This is a genomic window from Yersinia sp. 1252 StPb PI (assembly GCF_048593885.1).
In the GTDB taxonomy this organism is placed as follows: Bacteria; Pseudomonadota; Gammaproteobacteria; order Enterobacterales; family Enterobacteriaceae; genus Yersinia; species Yersinia enterocolitica_E.
In genome coordinates this window covers 1-18,868 of the sequence record NZ_JAZGQE010000088.1, presented here as the reverse complement: position 1 = coordinate 18,868, position 18,868 = coordinate 1, and the positions used below count along the sequence as shown (strand labels likewise).

Genomic DNA, 18,868 nt, shown 5'->3' with positions numbered 1-18,868 from the left:
TGCTGTGTTGACACTAAAAAATAATCCCCAAAAAATGAAATTAACCATTTTTTATTTGTGGAAAAGAGTATATTAACGTTAACCGGATTTAATAAATCAGTTGACGTTACAACTGTGTAAATAAAGAGATAAATTCTATAACGAAATAGAAATAAAATAATCTACTGTATTAGATAAATACATACCTCAACGTAGTTGGCGTTGCAGCAAGGTAGCAAACGAACAAACCCGTGGAGCTGACTAAGGTCAGTGATGCAGGTGCGTGAGAGTTGCTAACAACGCTGTAGCTATTAATACGAGGGGGAAGTTACTGAAATGGTTATGTCGTGTATGCATTGATACTTAATACACGACAGGGAAGGGGGTGAAAATCCCCCGCAGCCCCCGCTGCTGTGATGCCGACGAACCCGCTGAAACCACTGATCCACTGGATTGGGAAGGTGCGGGGGAGGATGACGCTAAGCCAGAAGACCAGCCAGATCGGTAAAATATATTCAACTCCTTCGGTGGGAAGCGGGTTGTCATCAGATGCGCGCTGCGGTGACGTTGCGCAGACGCACCTTTTTGACACTGCATATCCCGCTCGAAATGGCGGGATTTTTTATGCAACGGTCTGGCAAACAAGCATTTATTATCGCAGGTACCGGCAGTGGATGCGGTAAAACAACCGTGACGTTGGGTATTCTGCGGGCGCTGATGGCGCGCGGGTTGTCTGTGCAACCGTTTAAGGTCGGGCCAGATTACCTGGATACCGGCTGGCATAGCGCCGTCAGCGGTGTAACCTCGCGTAACCTCGATGCTTTTATGCTACCGCCTGCGACCTTGAATGGGCTGTATAATCAGCATATGCGCCATGCTGATGTGGCGGTGATCGAAGGTGTGATGGGCTTGTATGACGGCTACGGCACTGATCCTGATTATTGCAGTAGTGCGGCGATGGCCAAGCAACTGGGCTGCCCGGTTATCTTACTGGTGGATGGCAAGGCGGTATCTACCTCGGTTGCAGCTACCGTGCTAGGGTTCTGCCAGTTTGACCGGAATCTCACCATTGCAGGCGTGATTGTTAACCGTGTTAATTCAGAAAACCATTATCAGCTAATCCGCCACGCCATCGAGCATTACTGCGGTATTCCCGTGCTGGGCCGTTTGCCGGTGATGGATGATATCGCGCTGCCATCACGCCATTTAGGGTTGATACCGGTGCAAGAACAGCGTGAGGGCGTGGCGGGTAAAACCCATCAGCCCGACAGCTCGCCCCGCTGGCAACGGCTGGCACAGCAGGTTGAAGCCTTTATCGATCTTGACCGATTACTGGCACTGACGCATTGTGCGGCACAGCCTGTCGGCACCCCCCCTTCCTTACCTTCATCCACACTGGCTAACGGCCTGACACTGGCCTTGGCCGAAGATGAAGCATTCAATTTCTATTACCCCGATAACCTTGACCTGCTAGAGCAGGCAGGCGTGCGCATCCAACGTTTCAGCCCACTTCATGACCGCCGGTTACCTGATTGCCAGATGATTTATCTCGGGGGCGGTTATCCCGAAATTCACGCTGCTCGCTTAGCCGCAAATACAGCGATGCATGCAGCGTTACAGCAAGCGCACTGCCAACAGATTCCGCTGTATGCCGAATGCGGTGGCCTGATGTACCTCGGTGATGGCTTAACGGATGAGGGGGGGCAGCGCCACCCGATGGTTGGTATTTTGGCCGGTGAGAGCCAGATGGGGAAACGGCTGACTCGCTTTGGTTACTGTCAGGCACAGGCCCGCAGTGACACCTTATTGGCTGCACAAGGTGAAATTCTACGTGGTCATGAATTCCATTATTCCGATTTTACCAGCCCATTGACGCCGGTATTTGATAGCAGCAAATGGCGTGATGGCGTCGCTATTCAGCGCTGGCACAGTGGCTATCAACTCCAGCGCACTCAGGCCAGCTATCTGCATATCCATTTTGCTCAGCGCCCCGGTTTACTGGATGGCTGGCTGACCGCTGCCCGGAGCGTGCTATGACCCTGAGCGCATGGTTTGTCGCTTTCTTGCTTGATAGCTGGCTCGGCGACCCGCCGCACTGGCCGCATCCGGTGCGCTGGATGGGTAACCTGATCTCTGTCATGCAGCGTGCGATTCGTGCGGTTTGCCAAAGCGAACGGGCATTGAAGTGGGGGGGCGCAGTGTTGTGGTTGGTGGTGGTCGGTGTGACATGGCTGCTGAGTTGGGGATTCTTATCACTGATGACACACATCAATCCGTGGCTCGGCTGGTTGGCGCAAGTGTGGATGATTTACACCTTATTAGCGGGACGTTGCCTGAGTGACGCAGCGCTGCTGGTGTTTGATGCCCTGAAACACGGTTCGCTGGCACAAAGCCGCGAGAAACTGTCATGGATTGTCGGGCGTGACACCTCACAACTGGAGAAGCCACAAATCACCCGTGCGGTGGTAGAGACAGTGGCCGAAAACAGCGTTGATGGCGTGATTGCACCGCTGTTCTTTCTGATGTTAGGCGGCGCTCCGCTGGCAATGGCTTACAAAGCAGTCAATACCCTTGATTCGATGGTGGGTTACAAAACGCCAAAATACCGCGCAATTGGTTATGTGTCGGCACGGATGGATGATCTGGCGAACTGGATCCCAGCCCGTCTGAGCTGGCTATTACTCAGCGCAGCCGCATGGTTACTCCGGGCCGATTATCGTCAGGCATTGCGCATCGGCTGGCGTGATCGTTATCAGCACGCCAGTCCTAACTGCGCCTGGTCTGAGGCCACAGTTGCCGGTGCGCTGGGCGTGCGGTTGGGGGGGCCGAATGATTACTTTGGCGTGCGGGTTGAAAAACCCTGGATCGGTGATGAACGGCGCGAGGTGGATCTGGGCGATATCCCGCGCACTATCCATTTGATGCTGGTGGCATCGTTATTAGCGCTATTACTGTTTGCCCTGATTCGTCTGCTGCTGGTCGGCATTTAACAAGGATAACCTGATGAACTATATAAAGAACCCGCAGGAAATAGAGCAAAACAGTTTTGCCATCATCGGTGACATTATTGCCGATGAGTGGCCGGACTTTCGCTTTGTCAGTGAGATGCAAGAAGCGGTGATCAAGCGGGTTATCCATACCACGGCGGATTTTGATTGGCTGGATATTCTGCATTTCTCACCGCAGGTACTGACCCATATTGCCGAGGGTATCCGCCGGGGCTGCACCCTTTATACCGATACCACGATGGCGATGTCCGGTATCAACAAAGTGCTGTTAAAGCAGATGGGATGTGAATGCCGTTGCTACATCAGTGACCCACGGGTGGTGGAGAGTGCGCCGCTACAGGGTATTACTCGCTCGATGGCCGCAGTGGATGTTGCTCTGGCAGAGTCAGGAGAAAAGCTGTTTGTCTTTGGTAATGCCCCGACTGCGTTATTCCGCTTGTTGGAACGCCACGCCACACCGATCGCGGTCATTGGTGTACCGGTGGGGTTTGTCGGGGCGGCTGAATCCAAAGATGCCTTGGTTGCCAGTGACCTGCCGTGCATTGCAGCACTTGGGCGCAAAGGGGGCAGCAATGTGGCAGCCGCCATCATCAACGCCATCCTCTATCAGTTACGGGGGGCGCTATGAGTGAGGCTACTGTCAATGACAGTCAGATGCTGCAAAACCAGCAATTAGACAGCATTTGGCATAACGGCAAACAATATCGCAAAGGCTACACCACCGGTTCTTGTGCGACGGCGGCGGCTAAAGTGGCGGCGCTAATGGTGTTGCGCCAACAAGTGATTGACCAGATTTCAATTGTGACGCCTTCCGGTGTCACGTTATGCCTGAATGTAGAACAACCCCTCATTGAGGGCCAGCAAGCTACGGCGGCCATCCGCAAAGATGGTGGTGATGATGTTGATGCGACCCACGGCATGCTGATTTTTGCTCGCGTCACGCTGCGTGAACAGACGGAAATTACTCTGCGCGGTGGCGAAGGGGTCGGGACAGTAACCCGTAAAGGTATTGGCCTCCCCGTAGGCAGCTCAGCCATTAATCGTACACCACGCCAGACCATCGAGGCAGCAGTGCGCGAGGTCATCGGCCCGTTACGCGGTGCTGAAATAGAGATCTTTGCTCCCGAAGGGCAACAGCGGGCGAAAAAAACCTACAACGGGCGGTTGGGGATCCTCGGTGGCATTTCCATCATCGGCACTACCGGCATTGTGACACCGATGTCGGAAGAGAGCTGGAAACGCTCGCTGGCACTGGAATTGGAGATGAAGCGCGCGGCGGGTGAAGATCGCGTCATTCTGGTACCGGGCAATCATGGCGAGCGCTTTGTTCGCGACCATCTGGGCCTCGACAGCCAGCGGGTGGTGACCATGAGTAATTTCGTCGGCTATATGTTGCAGGAAACCGTGCGACTGGGCTTTCGTCAGGTGCTGCTGGTAGGGCATCCCGGCAAATTAGTGAAAGTGGCCGCCGGTATCTTCCATACCCACAGCCATATCGCGGATGGGCGTATGGAAACATTGGTTGCCCATCTGGCGCTGATGGGGGCGCCGCATGCGCTACTGCTTGAAGTGAACCAGTGCGATACCACTGAAGCGGCGATGGAATTGATTGCTGAGCAGGGGTGGCAGGCGGTCTACAGCCGTATTGCCGAACGTATCTGTGAGCGAATTGCTGAAATGATGCGTTTCTCCGTTAATCCGCCGCAGTGCGATGCGATTTTATTCTCTTTCGATAATCAGGTGTTAGGCAGCAGCCGGCCTCTGGATGAGATTGTGGAGGCATTGCGATGATTACGGTTGTTGGCATCGGCCCAGGTGATATCGACTATCTGACCCCTGAAGCCCGGCGGGCTATCAGCCAGGCTGAGGTATTGGTGGGCGGGAAGCGCCATCTGGCAACATTTAGCAGCAATGTCCGTGAGTCCCGCTGGTTAGATGCGGATCTGCTGGGGTTACTGGAGTGGCTGGATAGCAACAAAACTCGCGCCATTGTGGTACTGGCTTCCGGTGATCCTCTGCTGTATGGCATTGGCAAACTGCTGGCGGCGAACTTCGGCACTGACGAGTTACATATCGTGCCCGGCATCAGCGCTATTCAATATCTGTGTGCCAAAGTGGCGCTGGATATGAATGACCTTTTTCTTACCAGCAGCCACGGGCGGGTACCCGATTTTGACTGGATTTTCCAGCATGACAAGGTGGCGATGGTGACTGACAGTATTATCGGCCCGCGTGCCATCGCCGATGCATTACATCAGCGTGGTCTGTCCCGCACCTTGATTATCGGTGAAAACCTGTCACAACCCAATGAACGTATTCACCGTCTGTCGCAACAACAGGTGGCGGCGCGTTATGACATGAATGTGGTGGTGATCCTCAATGAGAGATGATCTGTTCTTACGTGGGCAAAAAGTCCCGATGACCAAAGAAGCGGTGCGCGCATTGGCACTGGAACGGCTGGAGTTACCTTGTTATGGCCATCTGATTGATGTGGGCGCCGGGACGGGCAGTGTGGCGTTGGAGGCGGCACTGCGCTTCCCCGATTTGCAGGTCACCGCGATTGAGCGCAATCCAGCGGCACTGGAACTGATTAGCGAAAACCGCCAGCGGCTGGGTTGCCACAATGTGGCGATTATTGCAGGCGTTGCCCCCTTGCCTAATACGGCCGCAGCCGATGCCATTTTTATTGGTGGCAGCGGCGGGCATTTAACCGATCTGATTGATTGGGCGCTGATGACACTAAAGCCCGATGGCCGTTTGGTACTGACCTTTATTTTGCTCAATAACCTTAATGACGCGTTGGCTCACTTACAGCACTGCGCTGTCAGCCAGTTAGATTGCGTGCAGTTGCAACTCTCCACCCTGACCCCTTTGGGCAGCGGACACTATTTTAAACCTAATAATCCTACTTATCTTATTTCCTGCCACAAGGAGGCGCGCAATGTCTGAGCATCCTGATGCTGTATCAACAGCGGTAATACAACCCTGGGATACACAAAAAATCTGGTTTGTCGGTGCAGGGCCGGGCGACAAAGAGTTGATCACCCTGAAAGGCTACCGGTTGTTACAGCAAGCAGAGGTGGTTATCTACGCCGGCTCGCTGATCAATACCGAACTGCTGGAATATTGTTCGCCAGAGGCGCAATGCCACGATAGCGCGGGTTTGAATTTGGAACAGATCATCACACTGATGGTTGATGGTGTGCGGGCTGGCAAGTTGGTGGTGCGATTACAAACCGGTGACCTCTCTTTATATGGTTCGATCCGTGAGCAGGGGGAGGTGTTGAGTGAGCACGGTATTGGTTTTGTGTCGGTACCGGGTGTCAGTGCTTTTCTTGGCGCAGCGGCGCAACTGGGGGTGGAATACACCGTGCCAGAAGTGGCGCAGAGCTTGATTATTACCCGAATCGAAGGGCGAACCCCGATGCCGCCGCTGGAGCAACTGGAGGCGTTTGCCGCGCACCAAACGTCGATGGCGATTTTCTTGTCAGTGCAAGAGATGGACCGCGTAGCTGAACGTTTGATTGCTGGCGGATACCCGGCGACGACTCCTGTTGCGGTGGTATACAAAGCGACATGGGCTGAAAGCCTTACTGTGCGCGGTACGCTGGCTGATATCGCCGAATTGGTCCGCGCCGCCGCTATTCATAAAACTGCACTGATTTTGGTGGGGGCGTTCCTCGGCGATGAATACCACTATTCCAAACTCTATGATGCGGGGTTTAGCCATGAATATCGTCAAGCCTGAATCCATAGCGGTATTTTGCCTGACTCCGGGCGGGGTGCGGTTGGCGCGGCGTTTGCAGACCCACTTGCCGCTGACCTGCTTTACCAGTGAAAAACTGTTGGAACCGGGTTTTCTGCCGTTCAATGGCAGTTTTGGCGACACCATCCGCGAGGCATTTAAACAGTACTCGGCACTGGTGGTGGTCGGGGCTATCGGCCTGACAGTGCGGGTTATCGCCCCATTGGTGAATGACAAAATGAGTGATCCGGCGGTGGTGGTGATTGATGAGCGTGGGCAACATGTTATTAGTCTGTTGTCTGGTCACGTGGGTGGTGCCAATACGTTAACCCGTTATCTGGCGGGTATTCTCGGGGCCGATCCGGTGATAACTACTGCAACCGACGTTAACCAGATGGCGGCATTGGATACGCTGGCGACCCAACTGGACGGTGAAATGCAGGATTTTCGTCACGCCGTCAAAGTGGTCAATCAAATGTTGGTCAGCGAACAAAAAGTGGGGTTGTGGTGGGATGCCCCCCTGTTGGCTGAGCGTGAACGCTGTGACACCCGTGGTTTTGTAGCGGTCAATTCGTTGGATCAATTGCCAAAACTGGATGCACTAGTTTGCATCACGTTACGCGACAGCCTGCCCCCATTACCATTACCGGTTTACAAACTGGTGCCACGCCGGGTAGTCGCGGGTATCGGTTGCCGCCGGGCCACCTCGCTGCAAACCTTGGTTGAATTGTTACAACAGCAAATGGCCGAGAATCACTTTGACCTCATGGCGCTGCGGGCTATTGGCAGTGTCACTATCAAAAAAGATGAACCCGCGTTACATCAATTGGCTCAGTGCTGGCGAGTACCGTTCGAACTGTTCAGTGTCGGTGAACTGAGCCGCCATGAGCAACGTTTCCCTGCTTCTGATTTTGTCCGCCAAACGGTGGGTGTCGGCAGCGTTTCACAACCGGTCGCCTGGCTGATGAGCGACGGTAAATTGGTTGGCAATACTCTGCGTCAGCAGGGTGTCACCATCACTCTGGGAGTATCGCATTAATGTTAACCGTAATTGGCATTGGGCCGGGCAGTGAATCGATGATGACGCAGGAAGCCATCGCCGCAATCCGCGAGGCGGAAATTATCGTTGGTTATAAAACCTATACCCATCTGGTGAAACCCTTGACTGGGGATAAGCAGGTGATCAAAACCGGCATGTGTAAAGAGATAGAGCGCTGCCAAACCGCCATTGATCTGGCGCTGGCGGGCCATAACGTGGCGCTTATCAGCAGTGGTGATGCCGGGATCTATGGTATGGCGGGCTTGGTGCTGGAGCTGGTAACGCAACAAAAATTGGAGTTGGAGGTGCGGTTGGTGGCGGGGATCACCGCCAGTATTGCTGCCGCCTCGTTACTCGGTGCGCCGCTAATGCATGATTTTTGTCATATCAGCCTGAGTGATTTGATGACGCCGTGGGCGGTGATCGAAAAGCGCATTATCGCGGCAGCGCAGGCTGATTTTGTTATCTGTTTCTATAACCCACGCAGCCGTGGCCGTGAAGGGCATCTGGCCCGCGCGTTTGAGCTAATGCAGCCGTGGAAGCGGCCTGAAACGCCGGTCGGGGTAGTGAAAGCCGCCGGGCGTAAAAAACAGGAGAAATGGCTAACCACGCTGGGTGAGATGGATTTCGAACCGGTGGATATGACCAGTCTGGTTATCGTCGGTAATCAGGCGACCTATTGCCGTGATGGGCTGATGATCACGCCACGGGGTTATTCATTGTGATGGGCCATCACCCTTATCCACCGATTCATGTGTTTGGCGGTACCAGTGATGCGCGGCTGATTTGCCAATTGCTGGATGTCGCAGAGCAACGCTATAGCCTGTCGGTCGCCACGGACGCCGGTAAACAACTGGCGGGGGATATTGGCGGTGAGGTCATGGTTGGGCGGATGGATGCAGGGCAGATGGCTGATTTTTTGGCGACCAGACAGGTCCAGTGGGTGATTGATGCCTCGCATCCTTATGCCTGCATGCTCAGTGACAATGTGGTGGCGGCCTGCGAACAGTCAAATGTCACGCTGACCCGTTACCAACGACCAAGTGAAATTGATGTTCTGAGCCACCCTCTACTGCACAAGGTCGATAGTGTCGCTGCGGCCTGTGAGGTGGCCAAACGGCTGGGGCCGCGGGTGTTACTCACGACTGGCAGCAAGCAGTTGGCTGAATATCAACGTGGGCTGGTGGGTAAAACCTTACTGGTTCGGGTGCTGCCCACGGCGCAAGTGCTGAACCAATGTGAGGCGCTGGGGCTGGGGGTAGACCACATTATTGCGCTGCGCGGGCCATTCAGCGCGTCGTTCAATCAGGCACTGTATGAGTTTTGCCAGCCGGATGTGGTTATCACTAAAGAGTCCGGTGCCCAGGGGGGATATCAGGAAAAAGTCGCCCCCTGTCTGGCACTGAATATCCCCTGCATTGTGGTGTGTCGCCCCGCCAGCGTGGTATTGGGCGGTATTGGTCAGCAAGTGACGTCATTAGATGAATTTAGTCAACATCTGAACCACTGGCAACAATTTGGCCCACAGGCAAGAACAACGAGGACAATAAAATGAAAAAGGCACTGTTGGTGATCAGTTTTGGCACCAGTTATGAACAAACCCGCCAAAAGAATATTGATGCTTGCGAGCAGCAACTGGCGGCAGCTTACAGCGATCGTGATGTCTTTCGCGCGTTTACCTCGGAGATGATCATCCGCAAATTGCGCAAACGCGATGGTTTGCTGATCAACAACCCACGGGAGGCGCTAAAACACCTGGCTGAACAGGGCTATCAGGATGTCGCCATCCAATCGCTGCATGTGATAAACGGCGATGAATACGAAAAAATTGCTAATGAAGTGCGCACCTTTAGCGACTGTTTCCATCGTCTGGTATTGGGTACGCCGTTGTTAAGCAGTTTTGCCGATTACCAACAATTGCTGGTGGCGTTACAGGCTCAAATGCCGGTGCTGGCCGCCGATGAGCGGGTGGTTTTTATGGGCCACGGCGCCAGCCATTATGCCTTTTCAGCCTATGCCTGCCTTGATCATCTGATGACCTCGCTGCATTTCCCGGCATTGGTGGGCGCGGTAGAAAGTTATCCAGAAATCAGCCATATCATTACCCGGCTGCAACAGCAGGGGGTACGTAAAGTGCACTTAATGCCGCTGATGTTGGTGGCAGGCTGCCATGCCATCAACGATATGGCCTCTGATGAGCCGGACTCATGGCAATCGCAATTGGAGGCCGCCGGTATCTGTGCTCACTCCTGGTTACAAGGATTGGGTGAGAACCCATTGATACGTCAAATGTTTGTCGAACATCTGGACCAAGCCTTACAACAAAAACAGCAGGAGGCAGCGTAATGAGCGGCAGACTTTATGCATTGGGTGTTGGCCCAGGTGCCAGTGATTTAATTACGGTGCGCGCAGCACGGCTGATAGCCAAACTCGATGTGCTGTATGCGCCTGCCGGGCGCAAAGGTGGCGACAGTCTGGCGCTCTCTATCGTGCGCGAATACCTTTCACCACATACCGAAATCCGCACCTGTCATTTCCCTATGAGCGCTGATGATAGTGAGAAGCAAGCGGTATGGGATGAGGTGGCGCAGCAGTTGCAATCGGAAGTGGCCAATGGCCGCCAGGTGGGATTTATCACCCTCGGCGATGCCATGTTATTCAGCACATGGGTGTTTTTATTGGAACGTATCGGGCGGCCTGATTGGTTGGAAATCGTACCGGGCGTAACCTCATTTGCCGCCATTGCCTCGCGTGCGGCGCTACCACTGGCGATGGAGCAGCAGTCACTGGCCATCATGTCCTGTACCGCGCCGGAGGCCGAATTGGAGCGCGCACTGCGGGATCACGACTGTGTGGTGCTAATGAAAGTCTACGGCCGTTTTGCTCGGATCCAGGCGCTGCTGGCACGGTTGGAGCTGTTCCCACATGCGCTGTTGATGTCGGAAGCCTCATTGCCCGGCGAAGTGTGCTGGCGTCAGCTTGATAGCATCGCCGCTGACCAGCCATTGCCCTATTTCTCGACCATTTTAGTGAATAAACAGCAACGAGTTAATGGATAACAGGTTAGTTAAATAGAGGGTTAATTAATTTTAAATTACTCCCCAAAGTGATTGGAGCAACTAATGGAAATGGAAAAAGAGTTAAAGAAACTGTCTTATAGCGGAGTGGCAATGGCAATCTTGCTCACGCTGGCACCGAATGACGTTTTTGCCATGCACATTATGGAAGGTTTTCTGCCGCCGATGTGGGCGCTGGCTTGGTGGGTATTGTTTCTGCCATGTCTGTTTATGGGGTTGGTGCGCTTAAAGCAGATTGTGGCTGAAGACAGCAATCAGAAAGTGTTACTGGCGCTGTGTGGTGCGTTTATTTTCGTGCTCTCAGCACTGAAAATTCCGTCGGTGACCGGCAGTTGCTCGCACCCTACAGGGGTAGGGCTGGCTGTCATCTTGTTTGGGCCGGTGGTGGTGGCAGTGCTGGGGGCGATTGTACTGCTGTTCCAGGCGCTATTGCTGGCACACGGCGGGCTGACAACGCTCGGTGCTAACGGTATGTCGATGGCGGTGATCGGGCCGGTAGTGGGGTATTTGGTGTGGAAATTGGCCTGTAAAGCGGGATTACGCCGTGATGTTGGGGTCTTCCTCTGTGCCATGTTAGCGGATTTAACCACTTACTTTGTCACCTCTGTGCAACTTGGCTTGGCATTCCCCGATCCACAATTTGGTATCAGTGGTTCAGTTATCAAGTTTATGGGGGTGTTCTGTATTACCCAGATCCCAATTGCGATTGCCGAAGGGTTGCTGACGGTCATGATTTACGACCAATTAACCAAACGGCGCTTAATTCACGCGGAGAGCCATTAACATGAAAAAGACCCTGATCCTGCTGGCAATGGTGATTGCACTGGTTATTATGCCGTTCTTTATTAATCACGGTGGCGAATACGGTGGCTCGGATGGTGAGGCTGAAGCGCTGATCCAGCAAACAGCACCGCACTATGAGCCTTGGTTCCAGCCATTATATGAACCTGCCAGTGGTGAAATTGAGAGTCTGTTGTTCACCCTGCAAGGCTCCATTGGCGCAGCGGTGATTTTCTATATCTTGGGTTACTACCGGGGGAAACGCGGTGAGCATGCTGGGGATTGATAAACTAAGTTATCAAAGCCGCTGGCGGCAGGTTGACCCAATAGGAAAACTGGTGCTGTATGGGGTTTTCCTGTTGTTGGCGATGCTCAGCCCGCCGCTCTATCAGGCGCTACTGCTGATATTTATCGCCGCGCTGACCTGCTACTTGTTACGCATTGGCCCGCGCCGTTATCTGCGCTGGCTGGCTATCCCGCTGTCATTCCTGTTGGTGGGGTTGGTGACTATTGTGTTATCCCTCGCCCGTCAACCGGAGAGCATGTGGTGGAGTATACAAATCGGCAATTGGTGGTTCGGTATCGATAAAGTCGGTCTAACCACTGCCAATCAGACCTTGTGGCGTAGCCTGGCTGCATTGGTCGCGACTTTCTGGTTTGTGCTGAATACGCCATTCCCACAGCTTATTCAGATACTTAAACGCTGCCATGCCCCCCGTTTGCTGACTGAGCAAATTTTGCTGACCTGGCGCTTTATTTTTATTTTGGCTGAAGAGGCTGCTGCTATCCATCATGCGCAGTCCCTGCGGTTTGGTTATATCTCATTGCGTACTGGCTACCATTCGCTGGCTATGTTGGTGAGTATGCTATTTACCCGCGTGATGATTCGCTATCAACAGATGGTTATCTCGCTGGATATGAAACTTTATCAGGGTGATTTCCACCTGTAAGGCAGGATTTGATGTTAGCCACCAGGCAGTTAGGTTTCAGCTATCAGGATGAGCAGGTATTGCACGATCTGACGCTGGATTTCAGTCAGCACGCGGTCACTGGTGTCTTGGGCGCCAATGGCTGTGGCAAATCCACCTTATTTATGAATCTGACCGGTATTTTGCAACCCCAACACGGGACTGTGCTGTGGCAAGGAGAGCCGCTGAGTTATAAAAAGGCCAGCCTGCGTGAGCTACGCCAACGGGTGACAACGGTATTCCAAGACCCGGAACAGCAGATTTTTTATACCGATATCGACAGTGATATCGCGTTCAGTCTGCGTAATCTCGGCGTGGAGGAAACGGTGATCGCCGCGCGAGTGGATCGGGCGCTGACACTGGTTGATGCGCAGGGTTTTCGCCATAAATCTATTCAGCACCTCAGTCACGGTCAGAAAAAACGGGTGGCAATTGCCGGAGCACTGGTGATGGAAGCAGAGTATCTGTTACTCGATGAGCCGACCGCTGGGCTGGATCCGGCCGGGCGTCAGCACATGATTACCATCATTGAACGCATTGTGGCAGAAGGGAAACGGGTTATTCTCTCCAGCCATGATATCGATTTGGTCTACAAGGTTTGTGACTATCTGTATGTCTTATCTCATGGTCGCTTAATGATGGCCGGTGAAACGACTGAGGTGTTTCTGCAACAGGATAAACTGCGCGCTGCCGGGCTTATCCAGCCATGGTTGGTCAAAATGCACTGCGAGCTAGGGTTACCGTTATGCAAAACGGAAGAACAACTTTTTGCGTTGATGCGTCAGCGTGAAACCGAGGAGGCGCAATGAGTTTATCGGTGATGGTGCAAGGTACCGCATCTGATGTAGGTAAGAGTGTATTGGTGGCTGGGCTATGCCGTATTTTTATGCAGGATGGCTATCGTTGTGCACCGTTTAAATCGCAGAATATGGCGCTCAACTCAGGTATTACGCCGCAGGGTGAGGAGATGGGGCGGGCACAGATTTTTCAGGCGGAAGCCGCAGGCATCACCCCTGATGTGCGCATGAATCCGGTACTACTCAAACCCACCAGTGACCGTAAGGCGCAGGTGGTACTGATGGGCAAAGTTGCCTGCAATATGGATGCGGTGGAATATCATCAATATAAGCCGCAATTGCAGCAACAAATCAGCGAGGTTTACCAAAGTTTAGCCCGTGAATATGACGTCATGGTGCTGGAAGGGGCGGGTAGCCCGGCAGAAATTAACCTGCGTGACCGCGATATCGTCAATATGGGGATGGCGGCAATGGCCGATGCACCGGTGATACTGGTGGCTGATATCGATCGCGGTGGGGTGTTTGCGGCTATTTATGGCACCTTAGCCCTGTTGCATCCTCATGAAAAAGCCCGGGTCAAAGGGGTGATAATCAATAAGTTTCGGGGTGACATTGCGCTGCTTAAACCCGGGTTGGAACAGATTGAAGCGCTGACGGATGTGCCGGTATTAGGGGTAATGCCGTGGCTGGATATTGATTTGGAAGATGAAGATGGTGTGGCATTACAAAATGGCAAATATCAGGATGCGGCGGAAAAAGCGCTGGATATCGCTGTCATTCACTTGCCACACATTGCCAACTTTACTGATTTTAATGCGTTGGCGGCCCAGCCAGATGTGCGCCTGCGCTATGTTTCGCAGCCCTCAGCCTTGGGGCAACCGGATCTGATTATTCTGCCTGGCAGCAAAAATACCTTGGGCGATTTACAGTGGTTGCATCACAGTGGGCTGGCCGCCGCGTTATTGGCACAACATCAACATCAGGTACCGGTGCTGGGTATCTGTGGCGGTTATCAGATGTTGGGAAAACGTATTATTGATGGTGTGGAGTCTGGGCTGGAACAGATGGCAGGCCTTGGTTTGCTGGATGTGGAAACGCAGTTTGCACAGGACAAAGTGACCACGCGGGTCAGTGGCTATTGTCTGACGGGCCTGCCGGGGATGCTGGAAAGCTGCGGCGAGCAGCAACTGGAAGGTTATGAAATTCATATGGGTGCATCCCTGCTTGGAGCGGCAGCCAAGCCTTTCGCGCAATTGACATTGCGTAACGGGCAATTGGAGCAATGGCTGGAAGGGGCGGTGAACGCCGACGGCAGTGTGCTGGGCAGCTATATTCATGGCCTGTTTGACAGCCACAACTTCACTCGCCCACTGCTGGACAATTTGCGCCAACGTAAAGGGCTGGCGGCGTTTGACGGTGTGACGGTGAATTACGCCGAACATAAGCAGCAACAGTTTGATATTCTGGCAGCACATATGCGACAAAATATTGATATTGAAAGTATTTATAAAATAATGAAAACACATCGACAGGAGAGCGCGCAGTGATTTTGATTACCGGAGGTGCGCGCAGCGGCAAAAGTTCGCTGGCTGAACGGTTGGCGGCACAGGCGGCTGAGCGGGTGTTTTACATTGCCACCTCAGTGGTAACAGATGTGGAAATGGCCGCGCGGGTTGAGTTACATCGCGCCAGTCGCCCGGCACACTGGCGTACCTGGGAAGGTTATCGGGATCTGGGGGCAGTGTTGGATCAGCAAGTGGAACCCGGCGAAGCGGTGATGTTGGAGTGTATTACCACCCTTATCACTAATCTGCTGTTTGAACAGGCCGGTGATACGCCGCCGGAGCAGATGGATTTCATGTTACTTGAAGCGGGGATTCAGCAACAAATTACCGATCTGCTGGCCGCCTGTGCCCGAAGTTCAGCACCGATTTATTTGGTGACGAATGAACTGGGGATGGGCATTGTGCCGGAAAATCGTTTAGCGCGACATTTTCGCGATATCGCCGGTCGGGTCAATCAGCGCCTGGCTGCTGCCGCTGACCAGGTGTTTCTGGTGGTTTCCGGCATTGAGGTAAAAATTAAATGAGCCTGCGTCTATTTCTCGCCACCTTGCAGTTTATGACCCGGATTCCGGTGCCAGAGCGCTGGACGCAAGGGTTGGCGATGGATCAGTACGAACGCGGTATTATCGGTTTCCCGCTGATTGGGCTGATTGTCGGTATCATCGGCGCGCTGGTCTTTACCCTGCTGGCCCCCTGGTGTGGCATTCCGTTAGCGGCACTGGGTTATGTGCTGGCACTGGCGCTGGTCACTGGCGCTTTCCACCTTGATGGTTTGGCAGATACCTGCGATGGCGTGTTTTCCGCTCGTAAACGCGAGCAGATGTTGGAGATCATGCGTGATAGCCGCCTTGGTACTAACGGCGGTTTAGCCTTGATCTTTATCGTGGTGGCGAAAGTGCTGGTGGTGAGTGAACTGGCACTGCGCGATGTGCCGATGCTATTGATGCTAATGGCAGCTTCAGTGGCGGGGCGTACGGTGATTGTGTTGTTGATGTACCGCCAGCGTTATGCCCGCGCAGGCAATGGCTTGGGCAATATTTACATCGGTAAAGTTACCGGCCGGCAAACTGCCGTCACATTAGTGGGTGGCGCAATACTTACCCTGTTACTGGGGAAAGGGACTGCGCTGTTGGCACTGGTGATTACCATGGCGGTAGTGCTGCTGTTGGCAACCTATCTGCGTCGCCGTTTAGGCGGGCAAACCGGTGATACATTGGGCGCGGCTGCTGAAATAGGTGAGTTGGTGTTTTTGCTGGCGCTGTTGTAGCTGCCCTGCAATAACAGCGTTATTTCCTGAATAATCTCAAGATTGAGCCATTCTATGCGACTTTTTCTGGTACGCCACGGGCAAACCGAGGCCAATTTGCGTGGCGTTTTTTGCGGCCTGACCGATTTGGCACTGACACCACAGGGAGTGGAGCAGGCCGGATGGGTGGCCGATTGGTTAGCGGATGTGGATTTTTGTCAGGGCGTCAGCAGCCAGTTGCTGCGCGCCCGCCATACCGCCGACATCATACTTGCTGGGCACCGGGTGAGCGCCGATAGCGACGGGCAATTAAATGAAATGAATTTTGGCGACTGGGAAATGCGCCATCATCATGATTTACAGCGAGAAGACCCGGATGCATGGGCACAATGGGTGGCCGATTGGCAACAGGCAAGTCCCACTGGAGGAGAGTCATTCCCTCAGTTTTCTGCCCGGGTTGAAGAGGTTATCCAGCCACTGTTGTTAGCATCGGGCACTTCACCACAAAGTAATGATAACAATCGGCTACTGGTTGCTCATCAGGGGGTATTAAGCCTGATGTTGGCTCGTTTGCTGGCCATGCCAGCGGCGGCTATGTGGCATTTTCATTTTGATCAGGGGGCATACAGCGTATTAGAGATCCATGATGGATTTGTCACGCTGCGTGCGTTTAACAGTCGGGCTGTTTGGCAGCCTGCAATACGAGGTTAAGTACATGCAAACACTTTCATCGATTCTGCGCACGATTGCGCCGCTGGATAGCAAGGCGATGGCCCGAGCACAGGTGCGGTTGGATGGTTTACTGAAACCACCAGGTAGCTTAGGCCGCCTGGAACAACTGGCGGTTCAACTGGCTGGAATGCGGGGGTTATACGGGCATCAGGTTGAGCGCAAACAAATTATTGTGATGGCAGCAGATCATGGCGTCTACGATGAAGGCGTGGCTATTTCACCTCGAGTGGTCACGCTGGTTCAGGCGTTGAACATGGTGAAAGGGGTAACGGGTGTTTGCGTGCTAGCGGCTAATGCCGGTGTTGAAGTAAAAATTGTCGATGTGGGTATTGATAGCGAGACGCTACCCGGTGTGGTGGATATGAAAGTGGCGCGTGGCAGTGGCAATATCGCCCGTGAAGCGGCAATGACTCGCCAGCAGGCAGAGGATTTACTTTGTGCCAGTGCACTGCTGACATTACGGCAGGCGGCTGAAGGCGTGAAAGTGTTTGGTGTTGGTGAGTTGGGTATGGCGAATACTACGCCAGCAGCGGCGATGGTCAGCGTGTTTACTGACAGCGATCCTGAATTGGTGGTGGGGATTGGGGCTAATTTTCCTAGCGCGCAGTTGCATCATAAAGTGGCGGTAGTGCGCCGTGCTATCGAAACCAATCATCCAGATGCCAGTGATGGTATTGATGTGTTGGCGAAAGTGGGTGGTTTTGATTTGGTAGGTATGACCGGAGTGATGCTTGGTGCGGCGGCGGCGGGGTTACCGGTGGTGCTGGATGGTTTCCTCTCATATGCTTCTGCGTTAGCGGCTTGCCGTATCGCACCGGGGGTCCGTGACTATTTGATCCCCTCTCATCTATCAGCAGAAAAAGGTGCGGTCATTGCGCTAAGCCATCTGCAACTCGAGCCATACTTGCAAATGGGCATGCGGCTAGGTGAGGGCAGTGGCGCCGCAATTGCCATGCATTTAGTGGATGCCGCCTGTGCCATGTATAACAATATGGGGTTGTTGGCTGAAAGTAATATTGAGTTACCTACTCCCCTTCGTCCTTGAAATTACAGGGGTGTTAGCTACGTTCATTCACCCGAATCACTTACATGAGTAAGCTCATCGGAGTTCATTCTCTTGCTGCCTACCTGTAATCCCAATGACTTTGGGGTGTTTCCTTCGTCCTTGAAATTACAGGGGGTGTTAGCTATGTTCATTCACCCGAATCACTTACATGAGTAAGCTCATCGGAGTTCATTCTCTTGCTGCCTACCTGCAACTCGAATGGCTTTGAATTGCTAAGGGAGTTTTTAGTCGTTGAATAATCAAATAGAAACAAAAAAACCGCCAGGTAGGCGGTTTTTTTGTGCTGGTCAGGTAAGCGGCCTTTCCAGCAGGGCTTTGTTACCAACGTAACGCAAGGGCGATCTAGTGTTGATATTTCGGTCTGATTGCTACTCACTGTCAAGTATTTAACGGGCACGTATTGGTGTACAAACTCGGACGGTTTTCCTTTACGGCCTAAAAATTTTAGTTCAAGAGAATAATTACTTACTCTTATCCTGAATCCCGCGTGCGCCTAAGTTGTTATTATCAACTTGCGGCAGCCCAGTGGTTGCTGAAGAGGATAATAAACCGGTTTCAACATAGTTAAACAGCTTCTCACGGGTGTCGGTGATATCCAGATTACGCATAGTCAACTGACCAATACGATCGTCAGGTGAGAATACGGAATCCCCTTTCTCCATGGTCAGGCGCTCTGGTTTGTAGGTCAGATTGTCAGATACCGTATTGAGAATCGAATAGTCATTGCCACGGCGCAGTTCCAGTGTCACTTCACCGGTAATCTCGCTCGCAACCCAACGTTGCGCAGACTCGCGCAGCATCAATGCTTGTGGATCAAACCAACGGCCTTGATACAGCAGACGACCCAACACCCGGCCATTGGCATG

At 53.1% G+C, this 18,868-nt stretch carries 21 protein-coding genes, 1 pseudogene and 1 riboswitch; of the genes and pseudogenes, 21 read left to right on the top strand and 1 reads right to left on the bottom strand.

Features of this window, described 5'->3' with window-relative positions; all coding sequences use genetic code 11:
• Positions 1-307 precede the first annotated feature (307 nt).
• Positions 308-495, top strand: a riboswitch (cobalamin riboswitch).
• 108 nt (positions 496-603) lie between these two features.
• The 21 genes from V2A85_RS13800 to cobT all read left to right on the top strand — a co-directional run bounded on the left by V2A85_RS13800 (position 604) and on the right by cobT (position 17,981).
• Entirely contained in the window at positions 604-2,016 is a 1,413-nt protein-coding gene (locus tag V2A85_RS13800) for a cobyrinate a,c-diamide synthase (protein ID WP_420071661.1), read from the top strand.
• The gene (cbiB, locus tag V2A85_RS13795; protein WP_372558494.1) at positions 2,013-2,969 is read left to right on the top strand and encodes an adenosylcobinamide-phosphate synthase CbiB; all 957 of its coding nucleotides are present in this window, start codon (positions 2,013-2,015) and stop codon (positions 2,967-2,969) included. The genes V2A85_RS13800 and cbiB overlap by 4 nt, the downstream gene beginning before the upstream one ends.
• A 13-nt stretch (positions 2,970-2,982) precedes the next feature.
• Positions 2,983-3,615, top strand: a complete 633-nt coding sequence (locus tag V2A85_RS13790; RefSeq protein ID WP_420071660.1) for a cobalt-precorrin-8 methylmutase — start codon at positions 2,983-2,985, stop codon at positions 3,613-3,615.
• Entirely contained in the window at positions 3,612-4,778 is a 1,167-nt protein-coding gene (gene cbiD, locus V2A85_RS13785) for a cobalt-precorrin-5B (C(1))-methyltransferase CbiD (RefSeq protein ID WP_372558496.1), read from the top strand. The genes V2A85_RS13790 and cbiD overlap by 4 nt, the downstream gene beginning before the upstream one ends.
• Entirely contained in the window at positions 4,775-5,377 is a 603-nt protein-coding gene (locus tag V2A85_RS13780; protein ID WP_372558497.1) for a cobalt-precorrin-7 (C(5))-methyltransferase, read from the top strand. The genes cbiD and V2A85_RS13780 overlap by 4 nt, the downstream gene beginning before the upstream one ends.
• Positions 5,367-5,936 (top strand): decarboxylating cobalt-precorrin-6B (C(15))-methyltransferase, encoded by a 570-nt coding sequence (locus V2A85_RS13775; protein WP_083159262.1) that lies wholly within the window; start codon positions 5,367-5,369, stop codon positions 5,934-5,936. The genes V2A85_RS13780 and V2A85_RS13775 overlap by 11 nt, the downstream gene beginning before the upstream one ends.
• Positions 5,929-6,735: a cobalt-precorrin-4 methyltransferase gene (locus V2A85_RS13770; protein ID WP_372558498.1), complete on the top strand. Its 807-nt coding sequence runs from the start codon at positions 5,929-5,931 to the stop codon at positions 6,733-6,735. The genes V2A85_RS13775 and V2A85_RS13770 overlap by 8 nt, the downstream gene beginning before the upstream one ends.
• The gene (gene cbiG, locus V2A85_RS13765; protein ID WP_420071659.1) at positions 6,716-7,771 is read left to right on the top strand and encodes a cobalt-precorrin 5A hydrolase; all 1,056 of its coding nucleotides are present in this window, start codon (positions 6,716-6,718) and stop codon (positions 7,769-7,771) included. Before V2A85_RS13770 ends, cbiG begins: the two co-directional genes overlap by 20 nt.
• Entirely contained in the window at positions 7,771-8,496 is a 726-nt protein-coding gene (locus V2A85_RS13760) for a precorrin-3B C(17)-methyltransferase (protein WP_372558500.1), read from the top strand. The genes cbiG and V2A85_RS13760 overlap by 1 nt, the downstream gene beginning before the upstream one ends.
• Complete coding sequence (locus V2A85_RS13755; RefSeq protein WP_420071662.1) at positions 8,496-9,326, top strand: cobalt-precorrin-6A reductase; 831 nt, start codon at positions 8,496-8,498, stop codon at positions 9,324-9,326. The genes V2A85_RS13760 and V2A85_RS13755 overlap by 1 nt, the downstream gene beginning before the upstream one ends.
• On the top strand, positions 9,323-10,117 hold the full coding sequence (gene cbiK, locus V2A85_RS13750; RefSeq protein ID WP_372558501.1) for a sirohydrochlorin cobaltochelatase: 795 nt from the start codon (positions 9,323-9,325) through the stop codon (positions 10,115-10,117). Before V2A85_RS13755 ends, cbiK begins: the two co-directional genes overlap by 4 nt.
• Positions 10,117-10,830 (top strand): cobalt-factor II C(20)-methyltransferase, encoded by a 714-nt coding sequence (locus V2A85_RS13745; protein WP_372558502.1) that lies wholly within the window; start codon positions 10,117-10,119, stop codon positions 10,828-10,830. The genes cbiK and V2A85_RS13745 overlap by 1 nt, the downstream gene beginning before the upstream one ends.
• 63 nt (positions 10,831-10,893) lie before the next feature.
• Positions 10,894-11,631 (top strand): cobalt ECF transporter S component CbiM, encoded by a 738-nt coding sequence (gene cbiM, locus V2A85_RS13740; RefSeq protein ID WP_005185360.1) that lies wholly within the window; start codon positions 10,894-10,896, stop codon positions 11,629-11,631.
• Between the two features lies 1 nt (position 11,632).
• Entirely contained in the window at positions 11,633-11,914 is a 282-nt protein-coding gene (locus tag V2A85_RS13735) for an energy-coupling factor ABC transporter substrate-binding protein (protein ID WP_005185363.1), read from the top strand.
• A complete protein-coding gene (locus V2A85_RS13730) occupies positions 11,901-12,578 on the top strand; it encodes an energy-coupling factor ABC transporter transmembrane protein (RefSeq protein WP_420071658.1) in 678 nt (225 codons plus the stop codon). The genes V2A85_RS13735 and V2A85_RS13730 overlap by 14 nt, the downstream gene beginning before the upstream one ends.
• 11 nt (positions 12,579-12,589) lie before the next feature.
• Positions 12,590-13,405: an ATP-binding cassette domain-containing protein gene (locus tag V2A85_RS13725; RefSeq protein WP_083159258.1), complete on the top strand. Its 816-nt coding sequence runs from the start codon at positions 12,590-12,592 to the stop codon at positions 13,403-13,405.
• Entirely contained in the window at positions 13,402-14,940 is a 1,539-nt protein-coding gene (locus tag V2A85_RS13720) for a cobyric acid synthase (protein ID WP_420071657.1), read from the top strand. The genes V2A85_RS13725 and V2A85_RS13720 overlap by 4 nt, the downstream gene beginning before the upstream one ends.
• Complete coding sequence (gene cobU / locus V2A85_RS13715) at positions 14,937-15,482, top strand: bifunctional adenosylcobinamide kinase/adenosylcobinamide-phosphate guanylyltransferase (protein WP_372558505.1); 546 nt, start codon at positions 14,937-14,939, stop codon at positions 15,480-15,482. Before V2A85_RS13720 ends, cobU begins: the two co-directional genes overlap by 4 nt.
• On the top strand, positions 15,479-16,225 hold the full coding sequence (gene cobS, locus V2A85_RS13710; protein ID WP_372558506.1) for an adenosylcobinamide-GDP ribazoletransferase: 747 nt from the start codon (positions 15,479-15,481) through the stop codon (positions 16,223-16,225). The genes cobU and cobS overlap by 4 nt, the downstream gene beginning before the upstream one ends.
• Before the next feature lie 54 nt (positions 16,226-16,279).
• Entirely contained in the window at positions 16,280-16,915 is a 636-nt protein-coding gene (locus V2A85_RS13705) for an adenosylcobalamin/alpha-ribazole phosphatase (RefSeq protein ID WP_420071656.1), read from the top strand.
• Between the two features lie 4 nt (positions 16,916-16,919).
• Entirely contained in the window at positions 16,920-17,981 is a 1,062-nt protein-coding gene (cobT, locus tag V2A85_RS13700) for a nicotinate-nucleotide--dimethylbenzimidazole phosphoribosyltransferase (RefSeq protein WP_372558508.1), read from the top strand.
• 482 nt (positions 17,982-18,463) lie between these two features.
• Here the strand turns inward: cobT and V2A85_RS13695 are convergent.
• Positions 18,464-18,868, bottom strand: a pseudogene (locus V2A85_RS13695) (argininosuccinate synthase); the annotation flags it as partial.